General features: G+C 38.3%; 9 protein-coding genes and 3 tRNA genes. 7 read left to right on the top strand and 5 right to left on the bottom strand.

What is annotated here, in order from left to right:
- Position 1: 1 nt before the first annotated feature.
- Positions 2–1,027: a rod shape-determining protein gene (locus ATE49_RS16635; protein ID WP_009089961.1), complete on the bottom strand. Its 1,026-nt coding sequence runs from the start codon at positions 1,025–1,027 to the stop codon at positions 2–4.
- Between the two features lie 461 nt (positions 1,028–1,488).
- On the opposite strand from ATE49_RS16635, the gene ATE49_RS16630 reads away from it, so the two are divergent.
- The 6 genes from ATE49_RS16630 to ATE49_RS16605 all read left to right on the top strand — a co-directional run bounded on the left by ATE49_RS16630 (position 1,489) and on the right by ATE49_RS16605 (position 11,016).
- Entirely contained in the window at positions 1,489–3,084 is a 1,596-nt protein-coding gene (locus ATE49_RS16630) for a DNA/RNA non-specific endonuclease (protein ID WP_081278498.1), read from the top strand.
- Positions 3,085–3,112: 28 nt separating this feature from the next.
- A complete protein-coding gene (locus ATE49_RS16625; RefSeq protein ID WP_065083007.1) occupies positions 3,113–4,540 on the top strand; it encodes a fimbrillin family protein in 1,428 nt (475 codons plus the stop codon).
- 139 nt (positions 4,541–4,679) lie between these two features.
- Entirely contained in the window at positions 4,680–7,430 is a 2,751-nt protein-coding gene (locus ATE49_RS16620; RefSeq protein ID WP_065083006.1) for a TonB-dependent receptor, read from the top strand.
- A 12-nt stretch (positions 7,431–7,442) separates the two neighbouring features.
- Positions 7,443–8,798, top strand: a complete 1,356-nt coding sequence (locus tag ATE49_RS16615) for a DUF5689 domain-containing protein (RefSeq protein ID WP_260256193.1) — start codon at positions 7,443–7,445, stop codon at positions 8,796–8,798.
- Positions 8,799–8,808: 10 nt separating this feature from the next.
- A complete protein-coding gene (locus ATE49_RS16610) occupies positions 8,809–9,855 on the top strand; it encodes an endonuclease/exonuclease/phosphatase family protein (protein WP_065083004.1) in 1,047 nt (348 codons plus the stop codon).
- A gap of 21 nt (positions 9,856–9,876) precedes the next feature.
- Positions 9,877–11,016: a clostripain-related cysteine peptidase gene (locus ATE49_RS16605; protein ID WP_065083003.1), complete on the top strand. Its 1,140-nt coding sequence runs from the start codon at positions 9,877–9,879 to the stop codon at positions 11,014–11,016.
- 65 nt (positions 11,017–11,081) lie between these two features.
- Here ATE49_RS16605 and ATE49_RS16600 read toward each other — a convergent pair whose 3' ends face one another.
- The 4 genes from ATE49_RS16600 to ATE49_RS16585 form a co-directional block, all read right to left on the bottom strand.
- Positions 11,082–11,465, bottom strand: a complete 384-nt coding sequence (locus ATE49_RS16600; protein ID WP_065083002.1) for a VOC family protein — start codon at positions 11,463–11,465, stop codon at positions 11,082–11,084.
- A gap of 130 nt (positions 11,466–11,595) precedes the next feature.
- A tRNA-Leu gene (locus ATE49_RS16595) sits at positions 11,596–11,679 on the bottom strand.
- Between the two features lie 6 nt (positions 11,680–11,685).
- Positions 11,686–11,761: transfer RNA gene (locus ATE49_RS16590), tRNA-Gly, on the bottom strand.
- Positions 11,762–11,765: 4 nt separating this feature from the next.
- Positions 11,766–11,847 (bottom strand) — tRNA-Leu (locus ATE49_RS16585).
- A 176-nt stretch (positions 11,848–12,023) separates the two neighbouring features.
- Between ATE49_RS16585 and ATE49_RS16580 the strand changes: the two genes are divergently transcribed.
- Positions 12,024–12,407, top strand: a complete 384-nt coding sequence (locus tag ATE49_RS16580; RefSeq protein ID WP_009089942.1) for a DUF3127 domain-containing protein — start codon at positions 12,024–12,026, stop codon at positions 12,405–12,407.
- Positions 12,408–12,451: the final 44 nt, after the last annotated feature.

Below are 12,451 nucleotides of genomic sequence, written 5' to 3'. Positions count from 1 at the left end.
ATTACTTAATCAGGAAGTTAAATTTATCCATATTTTTTAACGCGATACCAGTACCACGAACTACAGCTCTAAGCGGATCTTCTGCTACGAATACAGGTAAACCTGTTTTTCTGTGAATTCTGTCGCTTAGGCCTCTTAGTAAGGCACCACCACCAGCTAAATAAATACCAGTTTTGTAGATATCAGCAGCCAATTCCGGAGGAGTAAGAGATAGCGTTTCCATTACAGCATCTTCAATGCGGATAATAGATTTGTCTAATGCACGTGCAATTTCTTTGTAACCTACCATAATCTCTTTAGGCTTACCAGTGATAAGGTCTCTACCTTGTACCGGAATATCTTCAATTGGCATATCCAGTTCTTCAACTGCAGAACCAACCTCAATTTTAACTCTTTCAGCGGTTCTTTCACCAATATACAAATTGTGATGAGTTCTCAGGTAATATGCAATGTCGTTAGTGAATACATCACCTGCAATTTTTACAGATTTATCACAAACAATACCTCCTAATGCAACAACAGCAATTTCGGTAGTACCACCACCTATATCGATAATCATATTACCTTCAGGTTTTTGTACATCAATACCAACTCCTATTGCAGCGGCCATTGGCTCATAAATCAGACGAACTTCTTTAGCGTTCACTTTTTGGGCAGAATCTCTTACAGCGCGTTTTTCAACTTCAGTAATACCAGAAGGGATACAGATTACGATACGTAAAGCTGGTTGGAATAATTTTCCTTTGATTCCGGGAATTTTTTTGATGAATTCCTTGATCATATGTTCAGAAGCTTGGAAATCAGCAATAACTCCGTCTTTAAGTGGGCGGACAGTTTTGATATCTTCGTGGGTTTTACCCTGCATATGCTTAGCCTGCTCTCCAACGGCAATTGGCTTTCCGGTGGATCGCTCTATTGCAACGATAGAGGGCTGATCGATTACAATTTTATTATTATGGATGATCAGCGTATTCGCTGTCCCAAGGTCAATAGCAATTTCTTGCGTGAACATATCAAATAAACCCATTTCTTTCTTCTGATTTTTAAGTTGACAAAGATACAAATTAAACAAGCAGACTTTCTGCCTGCTACAATAATTTTAGCATAAATTTAACGCAAAAAAACAAAATTTCTTGCGTTTTACTGCAAATGTTTTAATATTAAAATTTTCTAATCTTTCATAATCGGTCTTTGGCAGGGCAACCAATATTAAATTTTTATAACAAGAAAAATGCATTGGTTTTTTTCACTCACAAGTGGATTATCTATTTTAATTGTGAATATTCTGAAATCCCTTCTAGAGTTGGTAAAATGAAAATGATGTAATTATTTTCGTTTATGGTTCAATATTTTAATTTATGTAAACTTAAATTGCTTATTGGTGTATTTTTTTTCTTTGTTAACACATTTGTAATAGAGAGTTAACATGCATATTTTCTTTTTGGCTTATTTTCGCTGAGTTAATTATGATAATTTTTTATAAATAGAATGAATAGTTTATTTAGTGATTTTAAAAAGCTGATGAAAAGAGGATGGCTTTGTATGCTGGGTGGTTTAGTATTATCTCTGTATTCCTGTAGTAAAGAATATGAAGCCGTTTCTAATAATGGTAATACGGAAAAGGGTGTTTATTTTTCGAGCTCGATAGCCGGAGGATATAATACGAAAGCTCAGGGTACACAATGGAGCCAGAACGATTCTATTGGTATTTTTATGTTTAAAAACGGAAGTACACTAAATGAATCATCTATTATAAATAACGGATTTAATAAGTCATTTATTACATCGGGTAATGGAAACTTCTCTCCAAAGAAGGCAACAGACCGTTTGGAATTTACGACAGGAGTAAAAGCTGATTTTGTAGCTTATTATCCATATAGAAATACGAGTGGATTAACACTGAATCTTGATGTTTCCGATCAGAAAGATCAACAGTTTCTCGACTTTATATATGCTAAAAATTCAACGGGGTCCGAAGCAGGTCAGGGACCTGTGAAATTGGCGTTTGACAGACAAATGGCTAAACTGGAACTTAAAATAAAAGGAACTAATCTTAGTGGATTGAAAGCTGTTTTCACTGCCATGCCAACTTCAGCAGTTTTTAACCTTTCATCAGGAGAATTACAGCCTAAAGCTGATGTGAAAGATATTCCTGCGAAAGTTTCTTTAAATGCATCTAATGAAACTATTGTTGAATGGACATTATTCCCGGGCGCAATAAGTGCACAACAGAAAGTAGTATTTACCAAAGCAGACGGATCAACTTATACATGGCAGCTTGCTGCGAATACCGCATTCCAGAAAAGCTACCGTTATCAGTATGATGTAACTTTAGGAAAAGATGGAGTAGATCCTGTTCCTACTGTGAAATATATGGAACAACCCGTTATCACTGCAGGAGAAAATATACAATACAATCTGAAAATGTTCTCTCCGGGAAGAAGAAACTTTTCAATGTTATATGATACTAACTATAAACTTGCATATTGGGTGGCTTATCCAATAAGCAGTAGTTATTTAGGATCTGCGAAAAGAACAGATGCATGGGGGTATGACCCATCTATTAATCCTATTTATCAGGCAAACTTATCTAAAGGATATCCTACTAAAGGATTAGACCGTGGGCATCAAATGCCAAGTGCTGACCGTACGGCAAGTACTGCTGAAAATGCAACAACTTTCTACTATACGAACATGACTCCGCAAAACAGTACCTTGAATCAAGGAATCTGGGCAAATCTTGAAGGAAAGATTAGAGTATGGTCTGCACAGACCGACACACTATATGTTGTAACAGGTGCTATGGTTACAACAAAGACGGATAAAAACGTTGACTTCGTAATGGATAATAGTAACAAACAGGTTGCAAAGCCTAAATATTACTATAAAGTACTGGCCATGAAGCAGGGAGGGAGCTATTATACCATAGGCTTCAGAATGGATAATGCAGCACCGGCTAATTCGGATTACATGCAGTACACAACAACTGTTAGTGCGCTAGAGGAAGAAACAGGATTTACTTTCTTCCCGGCACTAAGTAAGGATGTTAAAGGAACGATAAATACACAGATCTGGCGTAAATAATAAATTTAGTAACAATCAACCTTTAAAAATGGGAAAAAATCAACTTTTGGGGCTAAGCACAGCTTTTGCCCTGGCACTTCTTGTGCAATCATGTAAGAATGATGACTATCGTGATCAGGGTCCGGGAATGGGAGGAAATGGGAAAGCTCAGTTTACTTCTTCTATCGGAGGAACCCCTACAACACGTGTAACAGGTAATACCTGGGATAGTAAAGATGCTATTGGTGTTTTTATGAAGCAAGGAACTGGTTTATCCAATGTTTTGGCTTCAAATAAAAAATATACAACAGAAGGGAATGGTAATTTCTCCGGAGACGGATCAGAAGTTATCAACTACCCTGATACAGGATCAGTAGACTTTATTGCATACTATCCGTATACTGCAAACTTATCAGGTACTACATTGCCTGTTTCTGTTGCTACACAAACCAATCTTTCTGCTATCGATGTATTGTATTCCAACAATGCAACAGGTTTAAACAAAGCTTCAGGAACAGCTAACCTGAACTTCGCTCACAAATTAGCTAAAATTGAGTTTACGGTTAAAGCCGGAAACGGAGTAGCGGATGTTAATGGGCTGTCTGTAGCTTACAAAAATGTAAATACAACAGCTTCATTAGATCTTGCAACAGGAACATTAAGTGGTGCAGCTACTCCAAAAGATGTAACGGCTAAAACTACAGCAAAAGCTCCTGGTCAGTTTGTAGAAGCTATATTGCTTCCGGGAGATTACTCTGCAAAAACAGTAGTATTTACATTAGCTTCAGGAACATATACATGGACTTTACCTGCAAATACAACGTTTGATGTAAACAAAAAATATACTTTTGACATTACATTACAAACATCATCTACAGGTAATCAGGTAGCAGTAACAGGAGCTGGTACGATCACTGATTGGACGAATGTACCAGGAGGTTCAGTTAATGTAGATAAAGATGGCGGAACAGATCCGGGGCCAGGACCTGGAACGGGTACTGAACAAACGCTTTTCTTAGAAACGTTTGGTAACTCTGGACCAACAGCTAATCCTAGAGCAAGAATGGGAACATATACTGATTTCTCTGAAAAGGGAGTTACTTATTCAGATCTTTATACTGATTTTGCAGATATTCGTAGTAGTGCAACGATGAGCTCACATGTATGGCTGCCTTCAGGTAAAACAACAGGATTTAAAATTGAAGGAATTAATACAACAGGTGCAACTAATCTTAAATTATCCTATAATATTACTGCAAACGGTAGCGCTGTTCCAATCGCTGCAGTTAAGGTTAAAGTAAATGGTGTAGATCAGACATTACCTACAGGAACAATAACTACGTCTAATACATATGTTCCAGTTAATCTTACAGGAATTGCTAACAGCAACAGTCTGACTATAGAATTCTATTCAACGGCAACAGATAATACAGCTGGTTATCGTATAGACGATATAAAAGTACTAGGTACAAAATAATCATTATTAGAGAAGATTAATAACATTTTTGCAAGGGGGTTAAAGAGAACCATTACTTCTGATACATCTGAAAACAGTGTTGATGAAAATCTTAAAGGTTCTTTTAGACTCCCTTGTATTTTTATCTTAAACAATTACTATGCGTAAAAAACTATACGTATTGTCTCTTCTCCCCATTTGTGTTCAGATGGCTTATGCGCAGCAAAAAGCGCAATTGTCCGGGACGCTGGTGGATGAAAAGAGTAAAACACCGATCATCGGAGCAGTGGTTTCGCTTGAAAAAAGCAAGCAGAGAACCACAACTGGATCCGATGGCGGATTTGTTTTTGTAAATCTTGATGCCGGAGAAGACCAGCTTGTGGTGAACTCAGCAGGCATCAGGCCATACAGGACGACAATAACGATAAATACCGGAGAATCTAAAAAATTACCTGTAATATCTTTGGTGCAGGAAAACCAAATTGATGTACAGTCTATTTTAGGGGTTATTAATGATGATGTGCTAAGGGACGATGAAGATGTTAACGGTCAGGATATCCGGTCAACAGTTATTATGTCAAATGATCTTTATCTGAACAAAGCAGGATTTAAACTTTCTCCTTTTCGTTTCAGGGTAAGAGGTTATGAACCTTTATTTGAGCAGACTTATGTAAATGGAGTCGTAGCAAATGATCAATACCGCAGAGTATTCAATTATGCTTCTATCGGAGCATTGAATGATCTTACACGCAACGGAGATGCGGTTAATTATAATAATGGTGGAAGTTATACTTTCGGAGCTATTGGCGGAGCAGAAAATATTAATATGCGCGCCAGTTCTTATGCGAAAGGTGGAAAGGTGACAGGATCTTATACCAACAGAAATTACTATGCCCGTACAATGTTCAGCTATTCCACAGGGCTTATGGATAACGGCTGGGCCTTTACAGGTGCTATTGGCGGGCGTTATTCCGATGAAGGTTTTATAGACGGAACATCTTATCAGAATATATCTTATGCTTTATCTATAGAAAAACAGTGGGCAAAAGGTGCGCACTCCCTGTCACTTGTTACTTATGGATCTCCTGTAGTACGAGGACAGCAAGGAGCTTCTTTTCAGGAAGCTTATGACCTGACAGGTAATAACCTGTATAACCCTAACTGGGGTTATCAGGACGGAAAAGTTAGAAACTCACGTATAGTAACAGCTTATGATCCTACTGCAGTTCTTTCACACATATGGAAAATCGATGAGAAAACATCTCTTACTTCCGGAGCTTTAGTTCATTATGGGCGTTATGCAGGTTCGGCTTTGAACTGGTATAATGCTATGGATCCCCGTCCGGATTATTACAGGTATCTGCCATCTTATTTTAGTATGGATGCCTCTAAAACAGATACAACAACATTCGATTATTATCAGAATCTCTGGAGATCTAAAGATCCGAATGTAACACAGGTAAACTGGGCAGAAATGTACCGCCAGAATATGGATCCTGAGAACAGGAGAAAATATAATGGCGCTGCACTTTATATGGTAGAGAAACGTCATTCAGATTTACTGGAAGGAACGATCAGTTCAACTTTCAATAAGTTGTACGATAATAATATGCGTCTTACAGCGGGAGTAGAAGCCCGCAGGTCCCGATCGTATCAATATAAGACAGTAGCTGATCTGCTTGGAGCAGACTATGTACTGGATAGGGATAAGTTTGCAGAAAGAGATTTTCCGGGAAATAATGATACAAAGCAAAATGATTTGTTGTTTCCGGATCGTAAAGCCTATGTAGATGATATTTTTGGCTACGATTTCAACCTGGATATTAATGCTGTTAATGCCTGGGTAATGAACAGTTACCAGACACATGCTTTAGATTTCTTTTATGGTGCAAAATTCACTTATACAGATTTTCAGCGTCAGGGAAATATGATGAACGGACGTTTTCCAGATACTTCTTACGGAAAAGGGGCTAAATATAGCTTTACGGACTTTGTATTTAAAGGAGGAGCAACTTACAAATTTAACGGAAGACATTTCTTAACGGCTAACATTAGTTACGGAACAGAGGCTCCTATACCAGACAGAGCTTATGTTATGCCAAGGGTTACAGAACAGGTTGTTAAAGGACTAAGTAGTTCTAAAATTTTTGCTACAGATATTAACTATGTATTCTCTATGCCGCGTTTATCGGGAAGGGTTTCACTTTTCCAGACCAATTTCTATAACCAATTGGAGCGTATGGCTTTTTATCACGATTCTCAGCGTACGTTTGTATACCATAACCTTGTAGGAGTAGACAAAGTGCATCATGGTATCGAAGCCGCTGCCACGTATCGACTAAATGATAACTGGAGCTTTGATTTTATGGGTACAATGGCGGAATATTATTACAATAATAATCCGACGGGTATTATGAACTCAGAGAATGGAAAAGTAGTAGATGCAGAAGAAAAAGTATACATGAAAAACCTTCATGTATCCGGAACACCACAATTTGCCGGCGTATTGTCTGCACGTTATTTTCATAATTACTGGTTTTTTGAGCTAAGTGCTAATGCTGTTGCAAGAAATTATATATCGGCTTCAGCAATGCGCAGGTTGGCATCTAACTATGAAAACGTGAACCCTAATGACGATGCCAGCTACAATGCTTACAAAGAGCTTACAACTCAGGAACGCCTGAGTGATGCTGTAACAATGGATGCTTCTATTGGAAAGCTGGTGTACCTTAAAAACAAGCAGGCTCTTAACTTAAGCTTGTCGGTGATGAACCTTTTGAATAACAAAAATATCCGTACAGGCGGATATGAACAGGGGCGTTTGGATGTAACCTATCCGAATCGCTTCGCTTCCCGCTATTTCTATATGCAGGGAATCAATGTATTTTTTAATGTAAGTTATAGATTTTAATACGCTATGAATATGAAAACGATAAAATATTTGTTTTTTGCAATATGTATGCTGGTACTTCATGTATCGTGCGAGCGGGATTATACACCACCACCACTTAATGAGGCTAAGTATACAGGTCCTTTGGATAATATTTCCATTGCACAACTAAAACAACGTTATACTAATATTACAACACCCCAGCTAATCGAAGATAACCTTGTTATCAAAGGAATTGTTACGGGGAACGATGAGTCCGGAAATATATATAAACAGATTTTTGTACAGGATGCTTCCGGTGGCATTTACCTGGGAGTAGACCAGAATTCTATATATGCCAGCTATCAGGTAGGGCAGGAAGTCTACATTCAGCTGAAAGACTTGTTCATGGTTAAATACGGTGGTGAACTGCAAATAGGTATGGGATCTACTAATGCAAACCGTATAAGCTGGGAAATGTTTAAAGCGAAAGCATTCCGCAATTCTTGGCCGAATGTAGCAAATGCAACACCACAAATAGTAGAATTGAATAAACTAACCAGTGATATGGTGTATAAACTGGTAGAGATAAGAGGTGTATACTTTGTGAAAGGAGGCAAAAATGCATTTACAACCGGAGATGCTATTACAAGTGAGCAGGTAAAAGATGCATCCGGAACGACATTGGATGTACGTACGAGTAATTTCTCTGATTTTGCAAAAGATATACTTCCGGTAGGTAAAGGAACACTTGTCGGAATGCTGGGACGTTATAACGGAACATGGCAGCTGACACTGCGTACAAAAGCAGACGTTAAAAACTTCGATGGCAAGCCTATTGAGCCTGAAAAACCTCAGACAGGATCATTCTTTAAAGAAACATTTGGTACAGGAACATATCCGTCGGGAAACAGACCGAAAATCAATGAATTCAAAGACTTTGATATGAAGGCGCCTGTTGTTTATACAGATGATTCCGGTGTGGCAGATATTCGTAGTGTATCTGGGGATAATGGTGCACATATATGGCTTCCGGCCACCAAAGATGTTATAATTAAAGTAACGGGAATAAATACTCAGAATAAAGGTGATGTAAGTTTGAGCTTCCAGTTGGCAGCCAACTTATTCGATGCCGGAAGTGCAGCAAATATTAATAATATTCAGCTAAAAGTAAATGGAGTAGTTGTAGCGTTGCCAAATCAGCCGTTGACGAATGCTGGTGGAGATAACAGTAAATTCTATACGGTAACAATACCGGGAATTGCTCAGGCAGCAAATCTGACACTTGAATTTATTTCTGCAGCAGACTCTAACAAAGTAGGTTTCAGGCTGGATAATATTGAATTAACCGGAGGTTCTTCCAATGGTGGTAATCCCGGTGGGCCTATTATTGTAACGCCAACAAAGTAGACGAATAACAATGATAAAGACTAAATCATATAAAGCAGCATTAGTTTTTCTGATTCTTCTGGTGCAGTCAAATCTGATGACTGCTCAGCAAAAACAGTATCAGGTATACACTGCGGCTTTTTATAATCTGGAAAATCTTTTTGATACAGAAGCTGATCCTGCAATCAATGATACAGAGTTTACACCTGCAGGATCTAACAGATGGACTACTGAAAAATACAATAAAAAGCAGGCAAATATGGCGAAAGTAATTTCGCGTCTGGGCAAAAAGTACAGTCAGACAGGACCTGCTTTTATAGGTTTGTGTGAACTGGAGAACAGGAGGGTTCTTGAAGATCTTGTAGCACAGCCGGCTTTAGCAGCTACAGGCTATGGTATTGTTCATTACGATTCTCCGGATCGACGCGGGGTAGATGTTGCTTTATTGTATAATCCTGCATTGTTTAAAGTAAAGGATTCAAAAACATTTGCTTACCATATTAAAGATATACCAGAGTACAGAACAAGAGATATTCTTTTGGTAAAAGGAGAATTAGCAGGTGAAGATCTGCATGTGCTTGTCAATCACTGGCCATCCCGCTACGGTGGCAAATCTTCTGAGCTAAGAGAACATGCTGCAACGATAGTGCGCAAAGTTGTTGACTCTCTATATGCAGCGGATGACAAAGCAAAGGTTGTTATTATGGGTGACCTAAATGATGATCCGACAGATAAAAGCGTTCGTGTAGTATTAGGAGCAAAAAAATACCAGAATGAAGTAGAAAAAGGCGGGCTTTTTAATACCATGTGGCAGCACTATGACCGTGGTATAGGTTCGTTGGGATATCAGGGAAAATGGAATCTTTTTGATCAGATTATCGTTTCGGAGCCTTTGTTAGGAGAAGATAAAACGTCTCTTAAATTCTGGAAATCTGAAATCTTCAATCCCGAATTTCTGATTACACAGGAAGGGCGTTATAAAGGCTATCCATTCCGTACATTTTCAGGAAATGTATTCCAGAATGGATTTTCAGACCATTTCCCTACGCTTATTTATTTGGTAAAGGAATTAAAGTAGATTATTATTTTTGTAGGAATTATGCGTACAATTAAACTTATATATTTTTTCTTTACACTGCTTGTTGTAACAAGTTGTTCAAGAGATGATGACAGTCCTTCAGGTAACAATGCCGTTGCCACCCGCACCGTAATGGTGTATATGGCTGCTAATAACAGCCTGGCATCGGATGCCTATACTAATCTCAACCAGATGGAAGAAGGCTTTACTGGTATAGATGGAAAATTAATCGTTTATGCCCGTATCTTCGGACAGGAGCCTAAAATATATGAAATTGTCCATGATACAAGTCCTGACATTAAAAGCAAAGTACTGAAGAAATATGGAGATCATAATTCTTCTGATCCTGCGGTAATGAAAATGATATTTGAAGATATGAAAAGCCTGGCTCCCGCAAATTCATACGGAGCCATACTTTGGTCTCATGCTACAAACTGGGTGCCTGCAAATCTTGGCCAGCTGAAAACACGTTCTTTTGGTGATGATAATTCCAAAAGTATGGATGTGCAACAGCTGAAATCAGCTTTACCCGCAAATCTGGATTTTCTGATTTTCGATGCATGCTCCATGGCTTCTGTTGAGGTGCTTTATGAGCTTCGTAATGTAGCGCCTTATATACTGGCCTCTCCAACAGAAGTGCTTAGTGTGGGAATGCCTTATCACCAGATTGGTCGTTTATTGTATACACCTGATGTAAAAACAGGACTTACAGAGACAGCCAAAGCCTATGTTGAATATTACCGCCAGAAATCAGGGTTAGAGCAGTCTGCTACTTTTTCTGTGATTGATACAAAGCAATTGCCATTGCTGGCTCAGGAAACAAAAAAGCTTCTGCAGAATAACCCGGATGTGATTGCTAAAATTGGCAGAAACGGAGTACAGCGTCTGGATCTGGATCCGAACACTCCTGTTTCTGCATATGATTATGCAGATATGCTGGATAAATATTTCCCTCAGGAGCAATTGGTATCTGTAAAGAGTGCTTTGTCAAAAGCGGTGGTGTATAAAGCGAATACACCGAACTTCCTGGGAAAACCAATTAATGCATTTTCAGGGCTTTCATGTTATATTCCGGTTGAAAGTGAAGCTTATTTAGCTCCCTTTTACCGTACGCTTGCCTGGTCTCAGGATTCAGCTTACGGAATGTTATTACGTTGGTAATAAATAATCTTTTTGATATAAAGTAAAGGCTGCCTAGGAATTGGGCAGCCTTTTATAATTTTTGATTATCTGAGGTAATTGCTTAGCTCGATGAGGTTACTATCGGGATCTCTTAAATAAACGGAGCGTATTTTTCCAAGAGCACCAGTACGTTCTACAATACCTTCAGTGATTTGAATATTCTTAGCCTGAAGTTCTTTTAAAACATCCTCTAAGCCGGTTTCCGTAATAAAACATATATCTGCAGAACCAGATGTAGGAAACAGAGCTTTAGGTTCAAATTCACGCCCTTTCTGGTGTAAATTTATTTTTTGGTTTCCAAAGCGAAGTCCTTTTCTGTTGTTCCCGAAAGTGATTAATTCAAAGCCTAACACCTCAGTATAAAACTGTACCGTTTTTTCTATGTCAGCAACTGTTAATACAATATGATCAATGCTGGTAATCCTCATTTCATGTTTACTTTATAAATAAGTTTAAAAATAGGGATTTTTATTTTCAGATATCTATATAGAGAGAAAAGAATAGGGTAGAGTATAAATGAAAAAAGCATTGTCAATCAAAGATTAACAATGCTTTTTGTACCCCAGACGGGACTTGAACCCGTACGCCCAAATGGGCACAGGATTTTAAGTCCTGCGTGTCTACCAATTCCACCACCAGGGTGTGAAGTGGAGCGAAAAACGGGATTCGAACCCGCGACCCCAACCTTGGCAAGGTTGTGCTCTACCAGCTGAGCTATTTTCGCATAGTGCGGATGAAGGGACTCGAACCCCCACGCCTCACGGCACCAGATCCTAAGTCTGGCGTGGCTACCAATTACACCACATCCGCTTTATTTAAAGAACTTCTCTATCGTTTTTGTGAGTGCAAATATAGAGACAATTTGTATTCCCTCCAAATTTATTTTCAAAAAAATTCATTTTTTTTTTAAATCGACAAAAAGTCACTTCCGGTCACTACTCTTCATTCCAATTTTATTACCTTTACAATTCGTAAAAAATATTGAAATGGAATTAATAGGTACAGTAAAGAAATTATTTGATGTTCAGACTTTTAACAGCGGTTTTCAGAAAAGAGAATTGATTCTTCTGACTCAGGAACAATACCCGCAGCCTATAAGTATAGAGTTTTTATCAGATAAAATTGATTTGCTCAATACTATTTCAGAAGGAGAGCAGGTAAAGATCGGAATTAACATTCGTGGTAGAGAATGGCAAGCTCCGGATGGACAAATCCGTTACTTCAACTCTATTACAGGATGGAGAGTAGAAAAAGCAACAGGTGATTTTAATGAGCCGGTTCAGGCTGCTCCTATGCAGGCTAATCAATCAACTGCAAGTCAGGATACCAATGTATTTGGTAACGATGACGATGATGATTTACCATTCTAATCAGAAATCTTTATACCATCATATAAATCCTACTGTTTATCGAG

Source organism: Elizabethkingia miricola, assembly GCF_001675285.1.
Classification (GTDB): Bacteria; Bacteroidota; Bacteroidia; order Flavobacteriales; family Weeksellaceae; genus Elizabethkingia; species Elizabethkingia miricola.
Note: the sequence above shows the minus strand (reverse complement) of the source record. Positions and strands in the feature narration are given on the sequence as shown.